Genomic DNA, 26183 nt, shown 5'->3' on the forward strand with positions numbered 1-26183 from the left:
TCAGGCCTTTGTTTTGACGCATGTCGTTATCGCAAAACCGCTACACAGTTTTGCGCGACATGCTTTAGTAGGATTGATCGCTTTCGCGAGAGGATCGGCAATAATGGATACCTTGCCCGTCAACATACCCGGCCTCGTATGGGCCTACCGTTTCTCGCCGGAAAGCAAGAAGGCCGCGCGACTGCAAAACAGCGCGACGGCCGCAGAGCTGACCGTGGACGACGGTTTTTATTGGCTGCATCTCAACCTCGCCGATGCCCGCGTGCCCGCTCTGCTCGACACGCTCGGCGTGATGGATGACGCCAAGTCGGCGCTGACCACGCGCGACACGCACGCGGTCCTGACTGTCGACGAACAGATGCTCTACGGCACGCTGGTGGACTGCCAGCGCGAATTCGATCAGGACACGGCCGATCTCGGCTGGCTGCATTTCGCCATCTCCGACCGTTTCATCATCACCACGCGCCTGCAGCCGCTGAGAAGCGTGGAGCGGACACGTGTGATGATCGAGAAGAATGCCGGCAAGTTCGCCCGCCCCGTCGACCTCTTCGAGCTGCTTGTGACCGAGTTCCAGCGTACGCTGATCTCCGTCGTCATGGAGCTCACCGAAGAGCTCAACCTGATCGAGGACTTCGTCTACGACAACGCGCCGCGTGACGAACGCCGCAGGCTCGCTCCCGTCCGTCGCACGATCGTGCGCCTGCATCGCCATCTGCGCACGGTCCTTGCGCTGATGCGGCGAGCGGCAGCCTCCGACGAAGACGAAATGCCCTTCGGTTTCGACGATATTGCCGGGCGACTGACGAGCCGGTTGGAGACAGTCGACCACGATGTCTACGCGCTGCAGGACCGGGCAAGGCTGCTGCACGAAGAAATCGACTCCAAGCTTTCATCGGAGACGAACCGCCACCTCTACATCCTGTCGATCATGACGGCCTTCCTGTTGCCGCCGACACTGGTGACCGGCTTCTTCGGCATGAACACGGCCAACCTGCCCTTTGCCGTCGGAGACTACGGTACGGAATATGCCGTGGGGCTCATCCTCGCCTCCATCGCCTTGGCCTGGTGGCTCTTGAAGCGGGTGGATATTCTCTGAACGAAAGCGCCCGGCTCGATGGCCGGGCGTTCAATCTCGATCTCTGGTTTCGCCTCAGTAGTAAGGCGAGTAGCACTGCTGGCGCGGACCGTTATAGGGCTGGAACGTATTGTCGTAGGCCCTGTAGGAACGGTAGCGGTTTTCGCACCAGGCGACATGGCTCGGATTGATGCCCGAGGGAGCCGGCGCGGGCGCATAGTAGCGCGGCTGCGCCGCGATAGCGCCGCCGATGACGGCACCGGCGCCAAAGGCTGCTAGCGGATACCAGTAGCCGTCATAGTGGCGGTAGCCCGGACGATAATAGGAATAACCGCGATAGCCGCCGTACCAGCCAGAACGATATGCGGGGCGGTAGCCCGGATAGTAGCCGTGGCGGTAGCCAGGACGATAGTAACGGCGATATTGGACGTTTTCGACAGGCGAAGATTTTTCCACCTGCGGGGCGGTCGGCATCTGGATTGCTAGCGATGGCACGAAGCTCGTCGCAACGACAGCGGCGGCCATAACCGCAGTCGCGACCCTCTTACTCAGCCCAAACATTGCATGTCTCCGATTAAGAGCGAAAAAAGCCTGCCGGATAACGGACAAAACGGAGAATTGTTCCCGAAAGACCCGAAAACGGCACCCACACTCCATCTCTACCGGAGGCGAAATGAACTGGACATTAACCGGTGACGATCGCCTTCAGGCAACGACCGAGAGCTTGGCCTGATCGCCCTGCAGCCGGTTGACCATGAAGTTCGAATACCATTCGAGGAACTGCATGACGCCACCTTCGTGGACCTGCGAATAAGGACCGGGCTCATAGGCCGGCGACCGGATGCCGAAGGCGTTCTCTTCGACGATGCGGCGGTCCTGGTCGTTGGTCTCGGTCCAGACGTGCGTCAGTTCCTCGAGGTTATAATCGACACCTTCGACAGCATCCTTGTGAACGATCCATTTGGTCGTCACCGCCGTCTCGTTGGCGCTGAGCGGCAGCACGCGGAAGGAGATGGCGTGGTCGCCGAGCAGATGGTTCCAGGTCGTCGGATAGTGGAAGAGCAGCATGGTGCCGATGTGGCCGATCTTCACGTCGTCGGAGAGCGGGCGCTTGACGGCGGGCCTGCCGGACATGGTGTAGCTTTCGGCATCCTCGATCAGCGGCATGCGGGCAGTGCGGAACTGCCCGTCCGGCGAGATCTGGAACTTGCTCGGTAGACCGGCGGCCTCGCAGCGCGCCCAGTGGCCGGCAATCTCCGGATCGTCGGCGCCGCCATCAGTGCCTGTCACGCTCGGCGCTTCCGGATAGGTGCGGCAGAGCTCGGGATGGTTTGCGGCGCAGTGATAGCACTCGCGATTGTTTTCCCAGACAAGCTTCCAGTTGCCCTTCTCGATGATGGTGCTCTGGAAGGCGATCTTGGCCTCGCTGATGTGGTGGGGCGCCATATAGGGTTCGACCTTGTCGCGCACGGTCTGGAAATCCGGCGCGACATTGGCGAGGCAGATGAAGACGTAACCGGCGACGATTTCGCAATGGACCGGTTTCAGCCCGTAGCCGCTCTTGTCGAAATCATCGCCCATGTGGCGCGCGAAGGCGAGCTTGCCGTCGAGATCGTAGGTCCACTGGTGATAGGGGCAGACGAGCCGTACCGACGAGCCGTGCTCCTTGGTGCAGACGCGCGAGCCGCGATGGCGACAGCTATTGTGGAAGGCGCGAATGACATTGTCGCGTCCGCGCACGATGACGACGGGATATTCGCCGATCTGGACGGTAAAGTAGGCGCCTGGCTTCGGCAGTTCGCAATCATGGCCGATGAACAGCCAGTCGCGATAGTAGATCATCTCCATATCCAGACGGAAATAATCCTCGTCAATGTAGAAGGGCTGTTCGAGACTGAAACCCTCGCGGCGGCTCTTGAGCTGGCGCAAAACGTTGCTGCGAATATCCATCTGCCTATCCTCGTGCATGTGGCTGCTACTCTTTTCGAGCACGGCAGCGGAAGCGCGCCCGCTTCCTTCTCCCTCCGGAGAACTGGTCATGGCGTTATTTAAGCACCGAGCATGCCGGTCGCTTGGTTGTAAAGCGACATCCGCTTCGAAATTGACGACAGGGAGCCGGGTCGTCCTCGGAAACCTTCACTCGCCTTTGATCATCGTCAATTGCGACATTTGATGACTCGTTAGACATAAGCGAATCCAATGTGGCCGGCGAGGCACTGTCGCATTTGCGACATGCCGCTCGCAAACCCAGCTCTCGCGCCTTCTTCGCGCTATTTTAACAGCGTGTTAAGCACGAAATCCTATCCTTGCCGACGACCCACACAGCGAAGACTGCGGAAGCCATGGCCAAACTTCGATATTTCGACACGCGGGAAGAAATCAAGCCTACAGAACCGCGGCTTTTCGCCAAGCACTCTGAATTCCTGCGCACCGGCCGCATCAGCCGCCGTCGCGAAGACTGGCTCCCGGACGAACGCCGCTATCTCACCCATGAGGAAGTGGCTGAAAAGACCGCACGCAAGCTGCAGGCCGCCGGCGAAAAGACCCACCAGAACATCAACGGCTTCCACCGCGCGATCCAGTTTCCGAAGATGATCTTCCACCGGACGCTGGCCGATAGCCCGCATCTCGGCTACTGCCACGTCACGGCCGCACGCACCAAATTCGCTCGCTACGACGAAGTGGCATGGGCCTTCTACATCGCCAACTTCTATTCCGACATCGGCGACAACGACAATTTCTTCGACAATATCGCGGTGCAGAATTCCCGGATGTATTTCGCCGTGGCGATCAAGCCGGGTGAAAGCACGCCGGAGAGGATGGTGGTCGACCGCTCGGTGCGGGGCAACGGCCTGCTCTTCCGCACCAACGATCCGCAGATCGCCATCCGCAACATCCTCCTGCTCGGCGCCCGCAACGAGCAGCTTCGCCAGATCATCCGCCAACTGTAGGTTCGCCGACAGTTGATCTACAAGCTTCGGGCGGGATTGATCGCGCCGCAAGGAAAGCCTAATGACTGCCGCAGTAAAACCGGGCAGGACATGGCAAGAATAATCGACATCAAGGCGGACAGGCAGACGGCACTCGAAGCCGGCTGCGCGGCGCTCGGCGAAGGCTTTGCGATCGCCATTCCGACCGAGACCGTCTACGGCCTTGCCGCCGACGCCACCAATCCGGCGGCGATCACCCGCATCTATGAGACCAAGGGGCGGCCACGCTTCAATCCGCTGATCTGCCACATGGCGGATCTTGCGATGGCAGAGACCTATGCCGAATTCGATCCGATCTCCCGCGCTTTGGCAGAAGCCTTCTGGCCTGGCCCGCTGACGCTGGTACTGCCCCTGAGGACCGGCACCGCGATCCATGCGCTGGCGACCGCGGGCCTCGACAGCGTCGGCATCCGCATACCGAAAGGTTTTACCGGCGATCTGATCCGGGCCTTCGGGCGGCCGCTTGCGGCTCCGAGCGCCAATACATCCGGCAAGGTGAGCGCCACAAGCGCTGCCCATGTCGAGGCTGATCTGGGGGCAAAGATACCTCTCATCCTTGACGCAGGCGCGAGTACCGTTGGCGTGGAATCGACGATCGTGAAGGTCGAAAACGGCGAACTGCGACTGCTGCGGCCCGGCGGACTGCCGGCCAAGGAGATCGAGCGGGTGGCAGGCAAGCGTTTGCTGCGTTCGAAGAAGGCAACCGCAGCGATCGAAGCGCCGGGCATGCTCGCTTCACATTACGCGCCGGGCGCGGCCGTCCGGCTCGAAGCCACGGCATTGGAACCCGGTGAAGCGTTGATTGCTTTCGGTCCGGACAGAGTGGCAGGGGCCGAGCAAGCGGCGATCGCGCTGAACCTCAGCCCGCGCGGCGATCTCTCGGAAGCGGCCGCCAATCTTTTCGACTACATGAAGAAGGCTGACGCCAGCGGCGCCGCCGTGATCGCCTTTTCGCCGATTCCCGACGAAGGACTTGGAGAGGCAATCAATGACCGGCTGCGGCGAGCGGCAGCACCGCGTGAGTGAGGAAGAGGGACCGGGCTCCATGAGCAGCACAAGCATTTCTCCAGAGATCATCGAACGTTTCACCGCCATCGTCGGCGAGAAATATGCGCTGCGCAGCGAAGCTGATCTCGCGCCGCACCTCATTGAAAACCGCGGCCTCTATCACGGCTCCTCCCCTCTCCTACTGAAACCCGGTACGGTCGAGGAAGTCTCCGCGATCATGAAGCTTGCCACCGAAACCGGCACGGCCATCGTGCCGCAAACCGGCAATACCGGCCTCGTCGGCGGGCAGACGCCGCGCGAGGGCAAGGCGGACGTCATCCTGTCGCTCGAACGCATGAACAAGATCCGCGATGTTGATCCGGTCGCAAACGTGCTGGTCGCCGACGGCGGCGCGATCCTGGCCGAGGTGCAGAAAGCGGCCGAGGCACATGGCCGCCTGTTTCCGCTCTCGCTTGGCTCGGAAGGCTCCTGCCGCATTGGCGGGAATCTCTCCACCAATGCAGGCGGCACAGCGGTTCTCGCCTATGGCAACATGCGCCAGCTCTGCCTCGGCCTCGAAGTCGTGCTGCCGACCGGTGAGATCTGGGACGGCCTTCGCCGCCTGAAGAAAGACAATACCGGCTACGATCTGCGCGATCTCTTCATCGGCGCGGAAGGCACGCTCGGGATCGTCACCGGCGCGGTACTGAAGCTCTTCCCGCAACCGCTCGGCCATCAGGTGGCATTTGCCGGGCTGTCCTCGGTCGAGGATGCGCTCGCCTTCTTCAACCTTGCCTCCAGCCTCTGCGGCGCCTCTCTCACCGGCTTCGAGCTGATGCCGCGCTTCGGCGTCGAGATCACCGCGCGCAATATCGATGGCGTGCGCGATCCGCTGGAAACGCCGCATGACTGGTATGTGCTGATCGACATCTCCACCTCCGATTCCGCCGAAACGGCCGAGAGGATGATGAATGCCGTTCTGGAGCAGGGTTTCGAAGCGGGACTTGTTCAGGATGCGGCAATCGCCTCCTCCGTCGCGCAGCAGAAGGCGCTATGGCACATGCGCGAGAGCATGTCGGACGCCCAGAAGCCGGAGGGCGGTTCGATCAAGCACGATGTTTCCGTGCCGGTTTCGAAGATCCCGCACTTCATGAACGAGGCTGCGGAGGCGGTGATGGCGGCAATGCCCGGCGCACGCATCTGCGCCTTCGGCCATATGGGCGACGGCAACATCCATTACAACATCTCGCAGCCTGTCGGTGCCGACAAGGATGCCTTCATCGCCCGCTGGCACGAGATGAACCATATCGTGCATGGGCTGGTGCTTACCCATGGCGGTTCGATTTCCGCCGAGCATGGCATCGGTCAGCTGAAGCGTGATGAGCTCGCGTCGATTCGGCCGGAAATCGAGATGGAACTGATGCGCCGCATCAAGCGCGCCTTCGATCCGGCCGGCATCATGAACCCAGACAAGGTGGTGAGCCTCTAGAACCTTTCCTGGGCTCTAGGAGGCTCACACTATTATTAAAGCAACGATGACGCCTGGCCGGTGCCGCCGGTCAGAAGCTGAAGCGCCGGCGACTGCTGCGTGTTGTTCTTGATGTCGTACATGGCTGTGAAGCGCTTGACCAGCTTGTCAACCTTCTTGGGATCCTGCAGGTCCTCTAGCTTCACGAAACGGCCGAGGAGATCGACCTGCTTGGCGACATCCATCGACGAAATCTGCGCCGGCAGGCTATAGGTCGTCTGGACGACCTGATAGAGCGCCTTGTCGCCGAGGATCTGGTAGAGCGAGGTGACGTCACCGGCTTTGCGCTTGAAATAGAGCGCCAGGCGAACGCCATCATTCTTTTCGCCCTCCTGGGTTTCCAGGGTCATCTGCACATACTGCTGCTGCGTATTCGCTTCGGCCTGCTTGTCCTGGATCGTACCCATCTTGGCACGGGTCAGGTTGCCGTCCTTGTCGAAATTGAAGGAGGCGACGATCTCCTTGAAGCGCGCGTCAGCCGTGGTGTTGAGATAACTCTTCTTGTCATCAGGATCGGAGGTGAAGATCTTCTTCAGCGTATCCTTGTCGTATTTCTTCGGATCGAGGCCATTTGCTTTCAGCACGAGATCCGTCAGGCGCTTGTCGGCCAGGAAATCGTCGAGCGAGGTTATGCCTGGAATGGTCTTGCCGAAATAATCCACTTCCTTGGTGGCATCCTTGGAAGCGCGGTCCTTTGCGGGGCCGTCTTTCATGAGCATGGTCACGTGCGACTTATAATCGGTCGCATATTTCGCCAAGGTGGCGGCAGACAGAGCCGACAGGGGCTCGGCAGCCTTGCCATCGGAACCGAAATTGAAAGCGCGCACCATCTTGGTGATACGGTCGTCCTTGAAGGATGCGACATATCCCTTCGGATCATAGGGGTCGCTGACCAGCAGCTTGCGCATGGTGGAGCGCGACACGTCGTTCGTCGTCAGGCCGTAAGCCTGCAGCGACATCTGATAAAGATCCGGATAGGAGTCGTTGCCGAGGAGCGTATCGGCGGTGGCATTGGTTTTCATGAAATCATTGATGCTCTTTACGCCCTTGGCGTCGTCCATTCGCGACTTGTAGTTCGCGATGATGCGGTCAATGAGATCGTCGCCCTGACTGTTGACGCGAGCGCCGTAATTGTCTGACGTGTTCGTCGTCTGCTCGCCCGTCTGGGCGGTGGTCGAAGTCGGCAGCGATCCATCCGAGCCGAAATTGAAAGCGGCGTTGAGATCGCCCTGGCCGACGGAAGCAGCATGGGCCGGATCGGTGAGGATATTCTTTAGCTCGGCGTTGCTCGTGTCGTAGGCTAGGCCGTAAGCCATTTTCAGATAGTCCGTCAGGGACGAGTCAGCGAGCAGCTGATCGACATCATTGACGTCGCCCATCCGGTCCAGAACGCCTTGTTCCCGCGCGTTAGCCGCCGAATTCACAGAAGCCATCTGTGCGGAGGTCTGCGCCCAACCGGGAGTGACAGTGCCGTCCGCCGCGAAATTGAACGCCGCCTTCACATTGGCATAGGGTCCGGTGTCGCTCTGATCGGTGAGAATGTTGCGCAAATCGGTATCCGAAACGCTCGTCGGAATACTGAAGGCATAACGGATGTAGCTGTTGAGCTTCTGGTCGCCCAGCAACTGATCGACGCTGGTGATCGAAGACATAGTGCTGCCGTAATAGGTGGCAGCGTCGTCTGCCTTCTTAGTCATCGCGGCCACCTGGCCGGCGCTCTGCGACAGGGTGTTTTGGGCGACCGTGCCGTCCTGGTGGAAATTGAAGAGCTTATAGACGTCGCTATAGCCCTGGGCAGCCGCGACCGTTGGATCGGTCAGAATGCTGCGAAGCGTGGTGTCGCTGATGTCGTTGCCGATCTGCATGCTGGAGCGCAGGAAGCTCACGGCTCTGCCGTCGGCTAGGAATACGTCGACCGCCGCGGTCGCGCCGTTGTTGGAAAGGTCGCTGAGCTTGACCTGATAATACGAAGAGTTGTTCGCAACGAGCTGATTGATGCCCTGAAGCTGGAGAGTATTTTGGGCGCCGACAACACTGCCATCCGGCTGCGTCTGGAAGGTGACCGAGCCATCCGCGTTGAAATTGAAGGCATCATGGATGTTCTGATGGCCTGCGGTAGCGGCATAGGCGGAATCCGTGAGGATGTTCTTCAGTTCGGCATTGCTGAAATCCTGACCAAGGCCGTAGGCATCCTTGATATAGGAGGCCAACATCTTGTCCGAAAGCAGTTCGTCGACGTTGTCGATCGGGCTGACGCCACCCGGCGGCTTCATCATGTTCGAGAAGTAGCTCGAGACGTTCGACGCGGCATTCACTATGCCCGTCAATTGATCGTAGGATTGCGCGCGCTCCGTCGGAGAGACCGTACCGTCGGATTTGAAATTGAAGGCCTTGTAGGCATCTCCCAAATCGACCGAACGGGCATAGGCCGGATCTGTAAGGACGTTTTTCAGCTGCGTAAAGCCCGGATCCATACCGAATGCGGCACGAACATAATCTGCAAGCCGCTTGTCGTTGACCAATTGATCGACATTGGTGATCGTGCCGATCTTGGACAGATAGTAGCTCTTGTTGAGATCGGACATCACCTGGCTGGTATAGTACACATCGCTCGCCGTGCCGTCGCGGTCGACGATCTGCGGCGCAGTCTTGATGTTATACTGTTCGATGACGTTGTTCTTCTGTGTCGCGGTCTGGGCGGCGCCACCGACTACGGGGGCGCGGAAAGCGTATAGCTCCGCGACCGTGTCGGTCTGGCCGGAATTCTGCACCGAACCATTGACCGAACCATCGGCGTTGAAGTTGAAATAAGAACGAAGTTCCTTGTATCTGTCGCCGACATAGTTGAGCGATGGATTAGGGTTGTTGAGGGGAGCGTCGCCGCCAAGTGTGGCCGGATCGCTTGTAAGCACCATCTTGATGAAAGCGTTATCGGCCGTTGCCGGATCGATGCCGACGGACTGCAGTGCCACCGTGCGCAGGCGCGGATCGGCTAGAAGGTCGTCGACCGACTGCACCGAACCGATATTGTTGCGGAAATACTGGGTGTCGCCGTTGTCAGGCTTGAAGTTGAATTGCTGCGCGAGCGCATAGAGCTTGTCACCGATATATGTCTTGGTCGGATCGTAAGCCGGATCGCTCGGATCAGGCGCATTGCCGCCAAGCTTGCTGATGTCAGTGGTCAGGACATTGGCGATGTAGTCCTTCGACATGTATGTCGGGTCGATGCCGACGCTCTTCAACGCGTAGTTCAGCAGCCGGGAATTGCCGACGAAGTCCTGGACGGTCTTCACGCCATCCATCTGCGCGCTGTAATATTTCGTTTCGGTGGCAGTCTGTTGTGCCGCGTCGGCAAAGGACTGCTTGTAGAGGCCGATCAGATCGTCTTCCTGCGCGTCCGTTTGAATATCCTTGGGCGGCGCATTGAAGTTGAAGGCGGCGGCGAATTCCTTGTAGCGCGTGTCGGAAAGTTTGTTGGCGAAACTGTTCGCATCCGTGAGATTGCTCTCCAGAACCTTCTTCATGAAGGCCTTGGCATAGATCATGTCATCAAGACCATAGGCTTTCATGGCGTAGCTGTAGAGCTTGTAGTCGCCAAGGAAGTCGTCGACGTCCTTCACCTTGTTGATGTTGTCGGCGTAATACTGGGCGTCTTTTTTGACCTGCGTCTGATTGGCGACGCGGTCCAGACTCTTAGGCATATCACGAGACAGAATGACGTATGCCAGGGATGCCGTGATCATAAATGCGCCCTTTTCAGCAAAGTCTTTAAAGAATGACGGACCATTGGTGCGAACATTTTGCCACGCAAAGCTTACCCGAGACTTACCTGAAGCTGTCCCGCTTTAAGACACGGGCGCGTTCACCATCCGGAAACCCTGCCATATTCAGTTTTGCTAACCATTCCGGGAGGCAGGATTTCTTTAACCGCAATTTTTAAGCTGTACGGAACGGGGGCCGCCTATTGTCAGACCACAGAGGACGAAAAGTCCCGAGGAGAAGACCGGAAACCGGCTCTCAGGTAAGACAAGGGTAGAAATGAAATGAAGAATACCGTTCTGAAGCCCGTCTGGGCTGGCACGACATTGCGTCTTGATCCGTCTCGCTTTCCGCAGCAGGTAAGCTACGCCATCCACGACCATGCCAGTGACGTCAGCATAACGATCGACGAACGCGGCGCGGTCCTGCGCAAGATTCTCCCCTCCAGCGGCCTGCCGCTCTCCATCGCCTTRCCGCGGCGCGTCTTCAAAGGCGTTGCAGCCCGCGCCATCGACCACGGCAATGGTGAAGTCACCGTGACGCTCGAGTTGCATCACGAAGATCCGGAACTCTGCATTCCGCTGCTCGTCGCCCACGATCTCGGCGATATCGCGGCCGACTGGCGCAGCTGGTCGGAAGCCTTCGGCATTCCCATGCTGATGGTGGAAGCCGACGGTGTCGCCCGCCCTCTCGAAGAACATCTTGGCGGACTGCGCACCAGCGAAATGAAGCCGCGCCGTCGTCACTCCTATTTCGCAAACCGCCGCCCGCGCTTCCTCGTGCGCCGCACGACCGGCAAGCTCGGCGTCATCATGAAGATCGAAGGCAAGGAAATCATCGCCCGCAGCTGAGCGATACGTTCTGAACCGATTTCAAAACCCGGCCATCGTGCCGGGTTTTTCATTTCGGGGTCATTTTTCACTTCAGATCAGGGAATGGCAAAAAGCAGCGAGACGAACAGGCCGAGAAAGATGATCAATCCGACTCGGGTGTTCGATTTAAAGAGCGCGAGGCACTGGGCGCCGTCGTTGATATCGAGCGTCCTGATCTGCCAGGCGAACATTCCGGCGGCAATCAACAGACCGACGAAGGCCAGAAGGCCGACACCAGCAAGCGCAAAGGACAGGAACATCAGCACCAGCGTCAGTCCGTAGAGGCCGACAAGCGCCAGACGCGTGCACTCGCCGAACAGGCGCGCGGTGGAGCGAACGCCGATCAGCTCGTCATCCTCCTTGTCCTGATGGGCATAAATCGTGTCGTAGCCGATCGTCCAGACGACCGAGGCTAGAAAAAGCAGGAAGGCAGAGAAGGAGAGGCTGCCGAAAATCCCTGCCCAGCCCATGAGCGCGCCCCAGGAAAAGGCAAGACCGAGGAAGAATTGCGGCCAGTCGGTAAAGCGCTTGGCGAAGGGATAGAGGGCGACGACCCCGAGCGACAGCACGCCGAGAAGCACCGCAAACCAGTTGAACTGCAACAGCACGAACAGGCCGACCAGCGCCTGCAGTCCGATGAATATCTTTGCCTGCCGGCGCGTTACACGACCCGAGGGCAGTGGACGAGAGCGAGTGCGCGCCACCTGCATGTCGATCTCGTGATCGACAAGGTCATTATAGGTGCAGCCGGCGCCGCGCATGGCGACAGAGCCGATAAAATACAGGAACAGATGGTAGAGCAACAGGGCGCCAGAAAAGACGCGTGGCTCGATTGCCGCATTGGCGGCAAGGGTCGCCGACCAGAAGCAGGGCCACATGAGGAGCTGCCAGCCGATCGGCCGGTCCCAGCGCGCAAGCTGCGCATAGGGCCACAGCCAGGGCGGCAGGATGCGATAAACCCAATTATCCGAGGGCGCATCGGCAACGCGCCCGTTGAGACCGTCAATCTGTTGCATACGGTCATCTAGCGATGGGCAGCGCCCACGGTCAAGACTCCATCGCCGGCGAGCTCCACCATCTGCTGCCCGATCGTATCCGCTTATGCCACAAGGCTCCTGTCCCGCGGCACGAAGGAGAGCATCGTCGGATCACTGGCCGGCATATCTATCGCTGACGCGCGGCCAGGGCACGCCTCACATCTTCCTCGGCCCCGTCCAGCAAAGAAACCAGGGCCTTGCTCGCGCCGGCGGAATCGCGATTTGCCATACTCTCCACGACCTGCTGATGCAGCGGCAGCGAATGGCTCTGGCCCTGCGGATTGTCGTCGGAAAGCCGGAAACTGATCACCAGCGCAGTCTCGATCAGCGCCGCCAACGAACCGATCAATTCATTGCCGGACATGCGTAGGATCGCCTGATGGAAAGCAAGATCCGGCACGGCAAAACGCGCTCCGTCATCGCCCGCCCGCTCCATCTCGGCGAGCAGACCACGCAAATGCTCGATCTCTGCCGCGGTGGCGCGTTCGGCCGCCAGCGCACCGGCGGTCGGCTCGATCGCACGGCGCAACTCGAAAAGCGAACGGGCGTCCTCGGCGGTGGTCCTGCCGCCGTAGCGCCACAGGAGCACATCCGGATCGAGAAAATTCCAGTCCCTGCGCGGACGCACGCGGGTGCCGATTTTCGGACGCGATTCCACCATGCCCTTGCCGGCCAGAACCTTGATCACTTCACGCAATACGGTGCGGCTTACCCCATGCGCGGCACTCCAGTCATCCGCATTCGGCAACGGATCGCCGGGCAAAAGATCACCGCGCACGATGCTCTGGCCGATCTCATTGAGCACCCTCGTGTGAAGGCTGCTGCCGACCATCCCCTCCATGCGCAACGGCGCCGCGAGAGCCAGACGGGCTTTCGCATTCTTCCTATTCTTCATACTATTCATACTATTGTCATATCGCTCCCCTATTACCGCTCTCATAGAACAGTCTCTTTAGTGACGTCAACTCGCAATACATGAATAAACTTKGATAAACGTGTTTAAGTAGAATCAGAGTCCCAGAAATGGAAGATTTATGATGGATTTACTGACAAAATTTCGAGCTTAGATCCCGATTTTATTCTATATTTCTGTGTCTATATTTTCAACATTTGAAAATGACGCGATTTATAACTCGAATATCGCAAATGTATAATCGCATTTTCGATCGGTTCGACTACGCGCGCTGAACCAGCACGCACCCCACTCTCCATGAAAGCATCACGACCGACCGGCCTTCGCGGCCTGTCAGCGGATCACTGCGCTTTCATCACGCCGCCTTCACCGCCGCCGCCTGCCATCAGGTCGGCGGCCCCTCTCGGCTGCGATCAAGCAGCCTTTGCCCTACGAAAAGGAAACTTGAAATGCCATTCATGACCAGAGGTCCCTCAACCACGGCGCCCATGGCGCAAGCGGCAAGACCGCTCGTCCTGACCGCTCTCCTCTGCGCGACGGCCATGCCTGCTTATGCCGTCGAGCCCTGGATCATGGTCGAGAAGTTTACATTCACCGACGATCCCATCACCTATCGCGGCCAGGGCGTGACGACGGACGGCAAGAACTGGTACTTTTCCGGCACGAACGCGCTGGACAAGGCGGACGGCAACTTCAACACGATAACGCGCGACAACAGCGCGATCGATCCGGCCCTGGCAAACCCGTTTGCCGGTGCGCCCAGAGGCCTCAATCATATCGGCGACATCGATTACGCCGACGGATACCTCTACATCTCGCTGGATACCAGCACCCGCGATCCGATCACTGGCGAGAAATACAACACGCCGGTCTTTGCGATCTATAACGCGAGCGACATGACCTATACGGGCAAGTATTTCGCCCTGACCCCTCCGCATGGCAAGCATGACGTCGCGAGCTGGGTGGCCGTGGATGCCAAGAAGGGCCTCCTCTATGGCATGGCCTATGACAACTCCACGGAGATCGCGGTCTACAATCTCTCCGACGGCTCCTTCAAGCAGTACATTCCCCTTTCGAGGACGATCGACCAGGCACAGGGCGGCAAGATCCTTGATGGCTGGATGTATTTCTCCACCGAAAGCGATACAAAATCGCTCTATCGCGCCAATCTGACGACAGGCGAAGTGGAAGAGATCGGCCAACTCGACACTCCCGGCGACCAGGAAGTCGAGGGCCTCTCCTTCGGCTGGACCAAGGATGGCTGGTCGCTTTATGTCATCAACCGCGAACAGCCCGATCCGCTGATCGACGAGTCCATCGGCTTCTATCGTTATCTGCGGCCCTACGGCAATGCGCTCTCCGGCGAGATCCATTCCAGCGTCAAGGGCGCCTTCATCCAGGACAGCCTCTATCTCGACGATGCGGTCGGCCAGCGCCTCCGCTCGGCGTTCAGCGCAGTGGGCACGCCCATGTCGGAGGTCACCTCCTATGACGAGAACGGTTTGACAGGCGCTATCAGCGACACCGAAGGCCTCGCCATCTGGAGCCAGGCGATCGGCGCCAAGAGCACGACCGAGGGAGCGGGCTACGCGGCCGATTTCGATCACTCGACCGGTGGCATCGTCTTCGGCGTCGATGCGGCGGTCGGGACATGGCGCTTCGGCGCAATGGCCGGCTACAGCAATACCAGTTTTGATGTCGATGCCCGCACCTCATCCGGCTCGAGCGATAACGTCCATCTCGGTATCTATGGCGGCACGCAATGGGGTGCGCTGGGCTTCCGCACCGGCGTCTTCTATACCTCGCACGATATCAGCACTAAGCGCCATGTCGTCTTCCCAGCCTTCAACGAGACCCTGTCGGCCGACTACGACGCCCGCACCACCCAGGCCTTCGCGGAACTGGCCTACCGGATGGATTTTGAAGATACCGCTTTCGAGCCCTTCGCCAACCTCGCCTATGCTCGCCTGAAGAGCGATGCCTTCTCGGAAGAAGGCGGCACGATCGCAGCGCTGTCAACCGGATCGTCCAGCATGGACACCGCTTTCACCACGTTCGGCATTCGCGCCTCCACCGATATCGATCTGCAGGATACCAAGGCGACCGTGCGCGGCATGCTTGGCTGGCGGCACGCCTATGGCGATGTCACGCCGAGCTCCAAACTCGCCTTCAATACCGGCGCAAGCTTCGATTCCGTCGGCGCCCCGATTGCCGAGAATGCACTGACCATGGAAGCCGGCCTGGATTTCAACCTGGCGAAAAACGCAACGATCGGCGCATCCTACGCCGGTCAGATTGCGGGCGATACCCAGGACCATGCGGTCAAGATCAATTTCAACGTGAGCTTCTGAACCGGGCCTGAAGTCCGCCGCAGGTCCGGGTTCTGAACACCGTTGAAAAAAGACGCCGCAGCGCTTCCGGGGTGCCTGCGGCGTCTTCCGTTTGATACAGTCGGGCGGCACGTTCGTGCGCGGCCCACCAGCCTTTACGACATTCTTTTCCGGAGTTCCCGATGAGCCGAGATGCCAGCGACAATCTTGTGACCTACGCCAGCTATCCGAGCCTCCAAGCCAGAAGCGTGTTCATCACCGGGGGTGCAAGCGGCATCGGCGAAAGCCTGGTGCGGCACTTTTGTGCCCAGGGCAGCCGGGTCGCCTTCGTCGATATCGCCGAGGAGAGCGGCCGCGAGCTTGTCGCTGCGATAGATGCCGATGGTCATGCCGCACCGCTCTTCATTCCCTGCGATCTGCGCGATATCGAGGCGCTGAAGCACGCGATCGGTGAAGCGGTTGCGCAGAACGGCCCGCTTCAGGTTCTCTGCAACAATGCCGGCAATGACGACCGGCACCAGACGGAGGACGTAACCGTCGCCTATTGGGATGACCGCATGGCGATCAACCTGCGTCATCAGTTCTTCGCCGCACAAGCCGCCCGACCCTTCATGAAGGCGCTCGGCGGCGGCTCGATCATCAATTTCGGCTCGATCACCTGGATGGTCGGCGATCCGGACTGCCCTGCCTATGTGACGGCGAAAGCGGCAATCTGGGGCATGACGCGGGCGCTCGCCCGCGAATTCGGCCCCGAGCGAATCCGTGTCAATTGCATGGTGCCCGGCTGGGTGATGACCGAACGGCAGATGAGCCTCTGGCTGAATGAGGCAGGCGAGCGGCAGATCGCCGAGCGTCAGTGCCTGCCGGACAGACTGCAGCCTTCCGACATCGCCCGCATGGCGCTGTTTCTCGCAGCCGACGACAGCGCCATGTGCACAAGTCAGCAGTTCATCGTCGACGGCGGCTGGGTGTGATTTGGACCCGTTCGGGCGGCTGGATCAGTTCAGCGTGAAATTGAACTTGTAGCTCGCAGACAAGCCGATCAGGAACTGGTTCTTCGAACCTTTCTCGCGCACAAGGCTGCTGTCAGCGGCCGGACCGGCAAGGCGCTTATATTCCGCGAAGGCGCTCGTCGACAGGTTCTCAGTCGCGTTCCAAGTGAGTGCGGTGCCGGCACCATAGGACTGGATGCCGCCCGAGGGATCATAAGGCTTCAGCCCGCTTGCGGCTGACTGCGCTTCGTTGACGCCGTAATAGGAATGGAAGTAGCCGCTCGTCGCAAAGGTGGCACGCGGGCCGCCGGAGAGCTGCAGATCGGGCGCGATATCGGTGAAGGCGTCAAGCGCCACGTCGGCCACGAGACCGTCATGGGAGCGGATACCCTGGCGGACTTCGGCGCGGGCGCGCAGCCAGTCGGTCGGATAAACCTCGGCAAAACCACCGATTTCCGCACCCCATTTGACCTTCTTCAGGCCGTGCAGATCGCTGTCGTCGTCTTGGTCACGCTCAGGCACATAGCGACCGACGATACCGGCGCGGAAGCCGCTGTTATCGACGAGCGCGAAGGATGGATTGTCGTTGCGCGAGGAAAAGCGCGGACCGGCGCCCTGACGACCGACCGAAATCAGCGGGCTGAACTTGAATTCGTTGCTTGAGGCGCCTTCGAATTTCGGCGCGGAAAAGCCTGATACGCCGACTTTCAGATACCAGTCGCCGGACCACCAATGGCCGCCTTCCTGGGCGGAGGCGGTGCCGAAAGAGGAAAGAGCAATAGCTAAAGAGATCGATACGACAGATCGATTAAACACATCCGCACTCCAGGAAACGCAATACAAGAACGGCCGCGGACGGCGGCGATCGGTACATTTATAGCGAGGGTGTTACCTCTATCTTAACCAAGGCGGAAAGATCGAAGGGATGGGAAATTACTTCTGGTTCCAGCGGCGGATGACCGGTTCGGTCAAATCGTGCTCATAGCCGAGAACGCTGATGCTCGTCGTATCCAGAATGAAACGGGAGCCGTCTTCCGGGGGCAGGCCGAGCCAGCGGGCGCCGAGCACACGCAGGAAATGCGAGCTCGAAAAGATCAGGACCGGGGCATTGGCCTGCCGCAATTCGGCAATGATGCGATCGGCACGAGCGCCGATATCGGCGGCGGCTTCACCATCCGGACAGCCGTCGCGGAAGAGCCGCCAGCCGGGACGTTTCGACAGGATTTCCTTGGTGGTGATGCCTTCGTAGGCACCGTAATCCCATTCGGCGAGATCGGGCTTGATGACGGCCCCCTCCCCGAAACCTGCGAGTGCGCATGTGTTGCGCGCCCGCTGCGAGGGGCTGGACCAGACAGCGGAGACGGAAAGACCTGCGAGCCGCGGAGCGAGCGCGCGGGCCGCAGCCTCGCCATTGGCGGTGAGCGGAATATCGCTGCGGCCAGTGTGCTGGCCGGATAGCGACCATGCCGTCTCGCCGTGGCGTACAAGAGTGATTTCGGGAAATGCGCTCATATCCGGCTCTCCAAAAAGAAAAAAGCGCGGGCCAGGCCGCGCTTTCAATATCAGAAGGTAAACTTTTCCAATGGCGGACGCGCCGCCTCGAATTCCCTAAGCTTTGCCTCGTTCTCCGGAATATAATTCCGGTTATCGGGCGTCGCGAACTGGTTCTTGGTGATCTGGATCTGCTCGATGAAGAGTTCATCCCAGCGGAAGCCCATTTCGGAGCCGGCCAGATAGAATTCCCACATACGGAAGAACTTCTCGTCGTAAAGCGCCACGGCTTCGGCCTTGCGGGCAACGAAGCGCTCGCGCCAGTGGCGCAGCGTATAGGCGTAATGCAGCGGGAGCACTTCGACGTCGCGCGTCAGCAGGCCCGCCTTTTCGAGCGGCACCAGTGTTTCGGCGATCGAGGGAATGTAGCCCTGCGGGAAGATGTACTTCTCGATGAAGGCGTTGGTGGCGAAGCTCGGCTTCGGACGCGCGATCGAATGCAGAAGCATGATGCCGTTGTCATCCAGGAGCTCGTGCACCTTCTTGAAAAAGTTGCCGTAATTGCCGATGCCGACATGTTCGAACATGCCGACCGAGACAATGCGGTCGAACTTCCTGCCGTTCATGTAACGATAATCCTGCAGCTCGAAGCGGACGCGATCGGCAAGACCGCGTTTCTCTGCCCGTTCGCGGGAAATCTTCAGCTGCTCTTCGCTGAGCGTAATGCCAGTGACGTCTAGGCCGGGCGTCGATTCCGCCAGATACATGGCCATGCCGCCCCAGCCGGAGCCGATCTCTAGCACGCGCTGGTTCGGCCGCAGCATGAGCTTTGCCGCGATGTGGCGCTTCTTGGCGACCTGCGCTTCTTCCAGACTGATACCGGGCGGATCAAAATAGGCGCAGGAATATTGCCAGTCCTCGTCGAGGAAGAGTTCGAAGAGCTTTTCGGAGAGGTCGTAATGGTGGGCGACATTACGCTTGTTGTGGTTGATCGGCATGCGGCTCTTGAGTTGCTGCATGGCAATGCGGCCGATCAGCAGGGCGGCCATCTTGAAATCGAAGATTTCGTTGGTGGTGTTCTGCTTCACCAGAGCGAGGAAGTCGTAGATGTCGCCCTGTTCGAGAATGAACCGGCCTTCCATATACATTTCGCCGAGCTTCAGCGTCGGATCGCGACGGATCGCATCCTCGGCTTCCTGATCGGCAAGACGAACGGCAACCAGTTCCCCGGTGCCGTCGCCAATCGTGTGGGTTTCGCCGTTGGCAAGAGTAAGGGCCAAAGAACCCTTTCGGACAATTTTTTGGACAATCGATAAGAATGCCGACGCCATGGACGCCTCGCAAATGTGACAGGATGGTCACATCAACTTAATAGCTCTCTTCTGCCTTACAAGCGCCGGATTTAGCACTCCGCAGATTCCATTGCCAAAGTGTGACATTTTTGCCATTTCGGGGCCTAAGCCCTTATTTTCGCTTCATCGCTTCGGCCAGCGCCGCACCGAAGGCGCCCTGGCTCTGCGGCTTTGCCGGCGTGGGCTTACGATCCTCCTGCGGGCGCTGGCCGGTATTGCCACGCGACTCACCACGCGGAGAGCCGGCCGGAACGCCGTCATCCTTGCGCATAGAAAGGCCGATGCGCTTACGCTTCACATCCACCTCGACAACGCGCACCTTGACGACGTCGCCGGCCTTCACAATTTCGTGAGGATCCTTGATGAAACGGTCGGCAAGCTGGGAGACGTGGACCAGACCATCCTGATGCACGCCGATATCGACGAAGGCGCCGAAGGCCGCGACATTGGTGACGGTGCCTTCCAGCACCATACCTGGCTTCAGGTCACTGATTTCATCGATGCCTTCCGCAAAAGTCGCAGTCTTGAAGCTGGGGCGCGGGTCGCGTCCGGGCTTATCCAGCTCGGCGATGATATCCTTGACGGTCGGCAGGCCGAACTTGTCGTCGATGAACTTGCGCGGGTCGAGCGCCTTCAGGGTGGCGCTGTCGCCCATCAGCGAGCGCAGATCACGGCCGCAGGCGGCAACGATCTTCTTTGCTACGCCATAGGCTTCCGGATGCACGGAAGACGCATCGAGCGGCTCCTTACCGTCAGGGATGCGCAGAAAGCCGGCCGCCTGTTCGAAGGTGCGCTGGCCAAGGCGGGCAACCTTCAACAGGTCCTTGCGGCTTTCGAAAGCACCATTCTGGTCTCGGTGCAGCACGATCGCATCGGCAATCGAACGGCCAAGGCCGGACACGCGCGACAGCAGCGGCGCCGACGCCGTATTGAGATCGACGCCGACGGCATTCACAGCATCTTCCACGACCGCGTCGAGCGAGCGGGAGAGCTTCGTCTGATCGACATCGTGCTGATACTGGCCGACGCCGATCGACTTCGGCTCGATCTTGACGAGTTCGGCGAGTGGGTCCTGCAGGCGTCGCGCGATGGAGACGGCGCCGCGGAGCGAAACGTCGAGCTGCGGGAATTCGGCGGCCGCGGTTTCGGAAGCTGAATAGACGGAGGCACCGGCTTCAGAGACGATGACCTTGGTGGGCTTTGGCGCAGGAAGTGCGGCCAGCATATCGGCCACGAGCTTTTCCGTCTCGCGGCTGCCCGTGCCGTTGCCGATCGCGATCAGTTCGACATTGTGCTTGCGGATGAGGGAGGCAAGCTCTGCCTGCGTGCCGCGCACGTCATTCTTTGGCGGGAAAGGATAGACCGTCGTTGTGTCGAGCAGCTTGCCGGTGCCGTCGATGATCGCAACCTTGACGCCGGTGCGGATGCCCGGATCGAGACCCATCGTGGCCCGCGAGCCGGCAGGCGCCGCGAGCAGCAGGTCTTTGAGGTTGCGAGCGAAAACGTGGATCGCCTCCTCTTCCGCCCTTTCGCGCAGTTCGCGCATCAGGTCGAGCGAAAGCGACATGGAGAGCTTCACGCGCCAGGTCCAGCTTACGGCATCCATCAGCCAGCGATCGCCCGGACGGCTTGCGCCGATCTCGTAAGCAGCGGCGATCATGCGCTCGACCGGCTTGTTCGGCGAGGCAAGCTCGGCATCGGCCTCGATTGTCAGCGTCAGCACTTCCTCGTTCCAGCCGCGCAGCATGGCCAGCGCACGGTGGCCGGGGGCGGTTGCCCAGCGTTCGGAATGATCGAAATAATCGGAGAACTTTTCGCCGGTCGCCTGCTTGCCGTCTACGACCTTGGCCTTCAGAAGGGCGGCATTGCGCATATGGGCGCGCAGCCTGCCGAGCAGATCGGCATTTTCGGCAAAACCTTCGGCGACGATATCGCGGGCCCCTTCGAGGGCCGTCTTCACGTCAGGCACATCGGCCGTGATATAGGCCTCCGCCAGCGCGGCCGGATCCTTGCCACGATCGGCGAGGATCGCTTCGGCAAGCGGGCCAAGGCCGCGCTCGCGGGCAATCTCGGCGCGGGTGCGGCGCTTCGGCTTGTAGGGCAGGTAGAGGTCTTCCAGCTCGGCCTTGGTGGCGGCCCCCGAGAGCTTCGCCATCAGCTCGTCACTCATCTTGCCCTGGCTGGTGACGGATTCGATGATCGTATCGCGGCGGGCTTCAAGCTCGCGCAAATAGACAAGCCGCTCGGCCAGCGTACGCAGCTGCGTATCATCCAGCCCGCCCGTCACTTCCTTGCGGTAGCGGGCGATGAACGGCACCGTTGCACCCTCGTCCAGCAGCTCGATCGCCGCCTTGGCCTGATCGGGCCGGGCGTTGATTTCGGCGGAGATACTTGCTGCGAGCGAACGAAGGTCAGCGGCCATGAGATTTCCTGCAGTTTATTAGGGTTGGCGGACCATAGCGGCGAAAAGCAGCAAGGCAATGCCTACCGCCGCTTTCCACAGCGGAAGGGAACGCTCCTGTGGGTTTAAGCCATATATCTGAGGCGCAATTGAGCCTTTCGCCTCCTGTTTTTGCGGTTGTGCAGATGCGGCATTCTTTGGTAGCAGAGGCGACCATTTTTGATTGCCCCTGCCCTGCAGGCGCCAGGAAAAGAGTACCATGCCGAACCTGCTTCTCGAACTTCGCTCCGAAGAGATCCCCGCCCGCATGCAGCGCAAGGCCGCCGGTGACCTCAAGAAGCTCCTCACCGATGCCCTGGTGGAAGCAGGACTGACCTATGAGGGTGCGCGCGAATACTGGACGCCGCGTCGCCTGACGCTCGACATTCACGGGCTGACGGCCCGCTCCGCCGATATCCGCGAGGAGCGCAAGGGGCCGCGCACCGACGCCAACGAAAAGGCGATCGAGGGCTTCCTGCGCGGCGCCGGCCTTTCTTCAGTTTCCGAGGCACAGGTCGTCAGCGATCCGAAGAAGGGCGATTTCTACGTCGCCGTCATCTCCAAGCCCGGCCGTGGCGCCGAGGAGATCATCGCCGAAGTCATGCCCGGCATTATCAAGGATTTCCCCTGGCCGAAGTCGATGCGCTGGGGCAAGGCCTCCTCGCAGCCTGGCTCGCTGCGCTGGGTTCGTCCGCTGCAGTCGATCGTTTGCACCTTCGGGACCGAGCATGAAGAAACGGTCGTCATCCCCTTCGAGATCGACGGCCTCGTTGCCTCCAACGTGACCTACGGCCATCGCTTCCACGCGCCCGAGGCCATCACCGTCAAGCGCTTCGACGATTACGTCGCGAGCCTCGAAAAGGCGAAGGTCATTCTCGATGCTGAGCGGCGCAAGGACATCATCCTGCATGATGCCCGCGACATCGCCTTTGCGAGCGGGCTGGAACTGGTCGAGGACGAGGGCCTGCTGGACGAAGTCTCCGGCCTCGTCGAATGGCCGCAGGTGCTGATGGGTTCCTTCGAGGAGGACTACCTTTCGATCCCGTCAGAAATCATCCGCCTGACCATCAAGACCAACCAGAAATGCTTCGTCACCCGCAAACAGGGTGAAGAGACGCTTTCGAACAAGTTCATTCTCGTGTCGAACATCCAGGCGAAGGATGGCGGCAAGGAAATCGTTCACGGCAACGGCAAGGTCGTGCGTGCGCGCCTGTCGGACGCGCTGCATTTCTGGAAGCGCGACCAGGGCAACCTGCCGGACCTCGAGACGCTGGAAGCTTCCGCAAAGAAATTCGGCCTCGACCTCGCCAAGCCGCTCGACCAGCGCATGGCCAAGCTCGATGCTCTCAACGTGACCTTTCATGCCAAGCTCGGCACGCAGGGCGATCGCGTCGAACGCATCCGGGCGATGGCCGCCAAGATCGCCATGCCCGTCGGCGCCGATTACAAGGTGGTGGATCGCGCCGCGGTTCTCTGCAAGGCGGACCTGCGCACCGAAGCCGTTGGCGAATTCCCGGAACTGCAGGGCGTCATGGGCCGCAAATACGCGACGCTGCAGGGCGAAGACGCCTCCGTTTCGACCGCGATCGAAGACCATTACAAGCCGCAGGGTCCGTCCGACCGTGTGCCCGACGACAAGGTGGCGATCACGGTGGCGCTTGCCGACAAGCTCGATACGCTCATCGGTTTCTGGGCAATAGACGAGAAGCCGACCGGCTCGAAGGATCCGTTTGCGCTTCGCCGTGCGGCACTCGGCATCATCCGCATCCTGCTCGAAAAGCGCGCCCGCGTGACGCTCTTGCCGCGCATCACCTCGCATATGCAGCGCATCGATACGGATATTGGCGCCAGCGTCGATACCGACGACCTGACGAGGCAGTTCGATCTGCTCTCCTTCTTCCACGACCGCCTGAAGGTCTATCTGCGCGAACAGGGTGCTCGACACGACCTCATCGATGCCGTGCTGACACCTGAATCCGACGACCTCTTGATGGTCGCCCGCCGCGTCGAGGCGCTGACGGCCTTCATCACCTCGGAAGACGGCATCAACCTGCTTGCCGGCACCAAGCGCGCCACGCAGCTTCTGGCCGCCGAGGAAAAGAAGGGCACGGTTGTCGCCGACGGCGTTTCCGAGGCATTGCTGAAGCTTGATGCCGAGAAGGAACTGTTTGCCGCCATCACCAAGGCTTCGTCGGAAGCTGCCGGCGCGGTTGCGCATGAAGACTTCCGCTCGGCGATGGAAGCGCTGTCGAAGCTGCGGGCTCCCGTTGACCGCTTCTTCACCGATGTGCTGGTCAATGACGAGGATGCCGCGATCCGCGCCAACCGCCTCGCGTTGTTGCGGATGATCCGCGCGGCGACGGGGACAGTCGCGGACTTTTCCAAGATCGCCGGCTAAACGGCCAACAAGTGAAAATGGGGCCGAATGGCCCCATTTTGCTTTTCTGCCTCATCGTCCCTTTTGCATCTTGGCGATGGTCAGCGTTTCGCCTGCGCGACCATAACCGCCGTCGACGACCTCATCGACGAGGACCATGGTGTAGGGGCGAACGCCCTCCCCGAAAAAGTCGACGAACATGGCCGTCGTTCGAAGAATGATATCCTCCTTCTGCTCTGCGGTCAGAGTACCCTCGGGAAACTTGTAGTTTGCGAATGGCATGATGTGCTCCTGCCTGGTTTACGTTGTGACCCGGCAAGCCTAGCGGCATCGGCAACATGCTTGAAATTGATATGAAGTATATGCATTCATCCACGCCATGGATTTGCACGGTATCGATCTCAACCTGCTCGTTGCCTTCGACGCGCTCATGAAGGAACGGAGCGTGACGAAGGCCGGCATTCGCATCGGCCGCACGCAACCTGCCATGAGCGCTGCCCTGGCGCGTTTGCGCAGCCTTCTCAAGGATGAGCTTTTGGTGCGGGGACCGCAGGGCCTGCAGCCGACACCAAGAGCGCTTGATCTCGCCGAGCCATTGTCGCGTGCTCTTGCCGATATCCAGCGCACACTCGATTTCACCCAGGCATTCGATCCTGCGACCTCGTCTGCCGCCTTCACGATCGGCCTCTCCGACCATCCGACTTTCGCGCTGCTGCCGCAACTCGTTGCGCATCTTGTCAAGGCGGCTCCGGATGCGACATTGCAGGTCCGGAATTTCAGCGCCCGCGACGACGCCATCGATCTCTTGGATGCCGGAGAGGTCGATGTGACGGTCGGAGTGCCGGCAACGAAAACGGGACGTATTCTGACCCAGCCTCTGTTTGAGGAGCGTTTCGTCTGCATCGTCAGGAGGGATCATCCGGCTGCACGACGCACGCTCGATCTCGACGCCTTTCTGGCTCTCCCACACCTGCTTGTCTCGCCGGAAAACGAGCGTTTCGGCCATGTCGACGCGGCGCTGGCAAAGACAGGGCTTCAGCGGCGGCTCGCGCTCACGCTTCCCAATATGTATGCCGCGCCGCTCTTGATTGCCCGTTCCGACATGATCGCCACCTTGATGGCCGGCGTCGTGGAGGCCTCCGGCCATGCGGACGAACTTGCCCTGTTGGAGCCGCCGCTCATGCTGGAGCCCATCCCCTTCGTCATGTCCTGGCATCGGCGCAACGATGCACATCCGGCGCAGCGCTGGTTCCGGAATTGCATTGCCGAGGTTGCACTTGATGTCAGGCGATGACGTCCGCATGAATCTCCATTAAACCTCATCCCATGATGTCCAAGATCCTCGTCAGTGCCTGTCTCATGGGCCACGCCGTCCGATATGACGGACGCGCGAAGCAGCTCGTCCATCCGGCAATCGAGCGCTGGATGCAGGAAGGCCTGATCGTGACGATCTGTCCGGAAATGTCGGCCGGCATGCCGGTGCCACGGCCACCCGCCGAAATCGGCGATGCGGCTGATGGCGAGGACGTCCTGGCAGGAACTGCCCGCGTCGTGGAGTTGACCGGTGGCGACGTGACCGATGAATTCCTGCGGGCGGCGGAAAATACCGTGCGGCTTGCGACCGATACCGGCTGCCGCTATGCGCTGCTGATCGACGGCAGCCCGTCCTGCGGTTCCGGCTTTATCTATGACGGCTCCTTCTCGGGCAGCCGGCGGGCTGGCAACGGCGTTACCGCGGCGGCGCTGAAACAGGCAGGCATCGAAGTCTTTTCCGACCATGAGATCGATCGGCTCATCCAACGCATCGGCCCCAACAGCACGGCCGCCGGGAGTACCGGCGGCCGCTAATTTCCTTCGTGATGAAATTGCTTTTAGTCACCCCGTCTTTATGCGGCGCGGCGACCCTGATGTATGGCAGGAGCTGCGGCAGCATTGCCGACGCGGAAGCCACGGATGAGACCGAGTAGTTCATCGGTGTCGGCAGCCAGCGTTTCGGCCGATGCCGTGGTCTCTTCGGCCATGGCGGCGTTCTGCTGGGTG

At 60.2% G+C, this 26183-nt stretch carries 20 protein-coding genes; 10 read left to right on the forward strand and 10 right to left on the reverse strand.

What is annotated here, in order from left to right; all coding sequences use genetic code 11:
• The first annotated feature begins 103 nt into the window (after positions 1-103).
• The gene (locus AC1DTN_RS26780) at positions 104-1096 is read left to right on the forward strand and encodes a transporter (RefSeq protein WP_477923294.1); all 993 of its coding nucleotides are present in this window, start codon (positions 104-106) and stop codon (positions 1094-1096) included.
• A 54-nt stretch (positions 1097-1150) separates the two neighbouring features.
• Here AC1DTN_RS26780 and AC1DTN_RS26785 read toward each other — a convergent pair whose 3' ends face one another.
• Both AC1DTN_RS26785 and AC1DTN_RS26790 read right to left on the reverse strand, forming a co-directional pair.
• Entirely contained in the window at positions 1151-1636 is a 486-nt protein-coding gene (locus AC1DTN_RS26785) for a BA14K family protein (RefSeq protein WP_477923295.1), read from the reverse strand.
• 144 nt (positions 1637-1780) lie between these two features.
• Complete coding sequence (locus AC1DTN_RS26790) at positions 1781-3025, reverse strand: aromatic ring-hydroxylating oxygenase subunit alpha (RefSeq protein ID WP_477923296.1); 1245 nt, start codon at positions 3023-3025, stop codon at positions 1781-1783.
• 392 nt (positions 3026-3417) lie between these two features.
• Between AC1DTN_RS26790 and AC1DTN_RS26795 the strand changes: the two genes are divergently transcribed.
• The 3 genes from AC1DTN_RS26795 (at position 3418) to AC1DTN_RS26805 (ending at position 6541) form a co-directional block, all read left to right on the forward strand.
• The gene (locus tag AC1DTN_RS26795; protein ID WP_113323041.1) at positions 3418-4026 is read left to right on the forward strand and encodes a DUF6656 family protein; all 609 of its coding nucleotides are present in this window, start codon (positions 3418-3420) and stop codon (positions 4024-4026) included.
• 90 nt (positions 4027-4116) lie between these two features.
• Positions 4117-5091 (forward strand): L-threonylcarbamoyladenylate synthase, encoded by a 975-nt coding sequence (locus AC1DTN_RS26800; RefSeq protein ID WP_477923298.1) that lies wholly within the window; start codon positions 4117-4119, stop codon positions 5089-5091.
• 19 nt (positions 5092-5110) lie between these two features.
• Positions 5111-6541 carry an FAD-binding oxidoreductase gene (locus AC1DTN_RS26805; RefSeq protein ID WP_477923299.1) on the forward strand — a complete coding sequence of 477 codons (1431 nt, stop codon included), beginning with the start codon at positions 5111-5113 and terminating at the stop codon, positions 6539-6541.
• 35 nt (positions 6542-6576) lie between these two features.
• Here the strand turns inward: AC1DTN_RS26805 and AC1DTN_RS26810 are convergent, their stop codons facing one another.
• Positions 6577-10323, reverse strand: coding sequence for a DUF1217 domain-containing protein (locus tag AC1DTN_RS26810; protein WP_477923300.1), 3747 nt, complete (start codon positions 10321-10323; stop codon positions 6577-6579).
• A gap of 300 nt (positions 10324-10623) precedes the next feature.
• Between AC1DTN_RS26810 and AC1DTN_RS26815 the strand changes: the two genes are divergently transcribed.
• Positions 10624-11190, forward strand: coding sequence for a DUF6101 family protein (locus AC1DTN_RS26815; protein ID WP_007817899.1), 567 nt, complete (start codon positions 10624-10626; stop codon positions 11188-11190).
• A gap of 77 nt (positions 11191-11267) precedes the next feature.
• Here AC1DTN_RS26815 and ubiA read toward each other — a convergent pair whose 3' ends face one another.
• The gene (gene ubiA, locus AC1DTN_RS26820; RefSeq protein ID WP_477923301.1) at positions 11268-12227 is read right to left on the reverse strand and encodes a 4-hydroxybenzoate octaprenyltransferase; all 960 of its coding nucleotides are present in this window, start codon (positions 12225-12227) and stop codon (positions 11268-11270) included.
• Between the two features lie 148 nt (positions 12228-12375).
• On the reverse strand, positions 12376-13053 hold the full coding sequence (locus tag AC1DTN_RS26825; RefSeq protein WP_439014227.1) for a FadR/GntR family transcriptional regulator: 678 nt from the start codon (positions 13051-13053) through the stop codon (positions 12376-12378).
• A 557-nt stretch (positions 13054-13610) separates the two neighbouring features.
• On the opposite strand from AC1DTN_RS26825, the gene AC1DTN_RS26830 reads away from it, so the two are divergent.
• Positions 13611-15512, forward strand: coding sequence for an autotransporter outer membrane beta-barrel domain-containing protein (locus AC1DTN_RS26830; RefSeq protein WP_477923303.1), 1902 nt, complete (start codon positions 13611-13613; stop codon positions 15510-15512).
• Positions 15513-15673: 161 nt separating this feature from the next.
• Positions 15674-16465, forward strand: coding sequence for an SDR family NAD(P)-dependent oxidoreductase (locus AC1DTN_RS26835; RefSeq protein ID WP_439014225.1), 792 nt, complete (start codon positions 15674-15676; stop codon positions 16463-16465).
• 24 nt (positions 16466-16489) lie between these two features.
• Here the strand turns inward: AC1DTN_RS26835 and AC1DTN_RS26840 are convergent, their stop codons facing one another.
• The 4 genes from AC1DTN_RS26840 to AC1DTN_RS26855 all read right to left on the reverse strand — a co-directional run bounded on the left by AC1DTN_RS26840 (position 16490) and on the right by AC1DTN_RS26855 (position 21748).
• Positions 16490-17299: a MipA/OmpV family protein gene (locus tag AC1DTN_RS26840; protein ID WP_310378487.1), complete on the reverse strand. Its 810-nt coding sequence runs from the start codon at positions 17297-17299 to the stop codon at positions 16490-16492.
• A gap of 117 nt (positions 17300-17416) precedes the next feature.
• Positions 17417-17995, reverse strand: coding sequence for a histidine phosphatase family protein (locus AC1DTN_RS26845; protein ID WP_439014224.1), 579 nt, complete (start codon positions 17993-17995; stop codon positions 17417-17419).
• 50 nt (positions 17996-18045) lie between these two features.
• Positions 18046-19305, reverse strand: a complete 1260-nt coding sequence (locus tag AC1DTN_RS26850) for a class I SAM-dependent methyltransferase (protein ID WP_477923305.1) — start codon at positions 19303-19305, stop codon at positions 18046-18048.
• 133 nt (positions 19306-19438) lie between these two features.
• Positions 19439-21748: a Tex family protein gene (locus AC1DTN_RS26855; protein WP_477923307.1), complete on the reverse strand. Its 2310-nt coding sequence runs from the start codon at positions 21746-21748 to the stop codon at positions 19439-19441.
• 238 nt (positions 21749-21986) lie between these two features.
• Between AC1DTN_RS26855 and glyS the strand changes: the two genes are divergently transcribed.
• The gene (glyS, locus tag AC1DTN_RS26860) at positions 21987-24164 is read left to right on the forward strand and encodes a glycine--tRNA ligase subunit beta (RefSeq protein ID WP_477923308.1); all 2178 of its coding nucleotides are present in this window, start codon (positions 21987-21989) and stop codon (positions 24162-24164) included.
• Between the two features lie 51 nt (positions 24165-24215).
• On the opposite strand, the gene AC1DTN_RS26865 is transcribed toward glyS, so the two are convergent.
• On the reverse strand, positions 24216-24425 hold the full coding sequence (locus AC1DTN_RS26865; RefSeq protein ID WP_007817881.1) for a tautomerase family protein: 210 nt from the start codon (positions 24423-24425) through the stop codon (positions 24216-24218).
• A 97-nt stretch (positions 24426-24522) separates the two neighbouring features.
• Here AC1DTN_RS26865 and AC1DTN_RS26870 point away from each other — a divergent pair, with 97 nt between their 5' ends.
• Complete coding sequence (locus AC1DTN_RS26870; protein ID WP_477923310.1) at positions 24523-25437, forward strand: LysR family transcriptional regulator; 915 nt, start codon at positions 24523-24525, stop codon at positions 25435-25437.
• A 32-nt stretch (positions 25438-25469) separates the two neighbouring features.
• A complete protein-coding gene (locus AC1DTN_RS26875; RefSeq protein WP_477923312.1) occupies positions 25470-25991 on the forward strand; it encodes a 2-thiouracil desulfurase family protein in 522 nt (173 codons plus the stop codon).
• Positions 25992-26183: the final 192 nt, after the last annotated feature.

The sequence above is a fragment of the Rhizobium sp. 01T444 genome (assembly GCF_056398305.1).

Bases quoted from the DNA above. Each gene is read 5' to 3' on its own strand.
- ubiA (WP_477923301.1), bottom strand. From the start codon at position 12,227: ATGCAACAGATTGACGGTCTCAACGGGCGCGTTGCCGATGCGCCCTCG.
- AC1DTN_RS26780 (WP_477923294.1), top strand. From the start codon at position 104: ATGGATACCTTGCCCGTCAACATACCCGGCCTCGTATGGGCCTACCGT.
- AC1DTN_RS26810 (WP_477923300.1), bottom strand. From the start codon at position 10,323: ATGATCACGGCATCCCTGGCATACGTCATTCTGTCTCGTGATATGCCT.
- AC1DTN_RS26855 (WP_477923307.1), bottom strand. From the start codon at position 21,748: ATGGCCGCTGACCTTCGTTCGCTCGCAGCAAGTATCTCCGCCGAAATC.
- AC1DTN_RS26865 (WP_007817881.1), bottom strand. From the start codon at position 24,425: ATGCCATTCGCAAACTACAAGTTTCCCGAGGGTACTCTGACCGCAGAG.
- AC1DTN_RS26850 (WP_477923305.1), bottom strand. From the start codon at position 19,305: ATGGCGTCGGCATTCTTATCGATTGTCCAAAAAATTGTCCGAAAGGGT.
- glyS (WP_477923308.1), top strand. From the start codon at position 21,987: ATGCCGAACCTGCTTCTCGAACTTCGCTCCGAAGAGATCCCCGCCCGC.
- AC1DTN_RS26805 (WP_477923299.1), top strand. From the start codon at position 5,111: ATGAGCAGCACAAGCATTTCTCCAGAGATCATCGAACGTTTCACCGCC.
- AC1DTN_RS26845 (WP_439014224.1), bottom strand. From the start codon at position 17,995: ATGAGCGCATTTCCCGAAATCACTCTTGTACGCCACGGCGAGACGGCA.
- AC1DTN_RS26785 (WP_477923295.1), bottom strand. From the start codon at position 1,636: ATGTTTGGGCTGAGTAAGAGGGTCGCGACTGCGGTTATGGCCGCCGCT.
- AC1DTN_RS26790 (WP_477923296.1), bottom strand. From the start codon at position 3,025: ATGGATATTCGCAGCAACGTTTTGCGCCAGCTCAAGAGCCGCCGCGAG.
- AC1DTN_RS26830 (WP_477923303.1), top strand. From the start codon at position 13,611: ATGCCATTCATGACCAGAGGTCCCTCAACCACGGCGCCCATGGCGCAA.
- AC1DTN_RS26800 (WP_477923298.1), top strand. From the start codon at position 4,117: ATGGCAAGAATAATCGACATCAAGGCGGACAGGCAGACGGCACTCGAA.
- AC1DTN_RS26870 (WP_477923310.1), top strand. From the start codon at position 24,523: ATGGATTTGCACGGTATCGATCTCAACCTGCTCGTTGCCTTCGACGCG.
- AC1DTN_RS26795 (WP_113323041.1), top strand. From the start codon at position 3,418: ATGGCCAAACTTCGATATTTCGACACGCGGGAAGAAATCAAGCCTACA.
- AC1DTN_RS26875 (WP_477923312.1), top strand. From the start codon at position 25,470: ATGATGTCCAAGATCCTCGTCAGTGCCTGTCTCATGGGCCACGCCGTC.
- AC1DTN_RS26835 (WP_439014225.1), top strand. From the start codon at position 15,674: ATGAGCCGAGATGCCAGCGACAATCTTGTGACCTACGCCAGCTATCCG.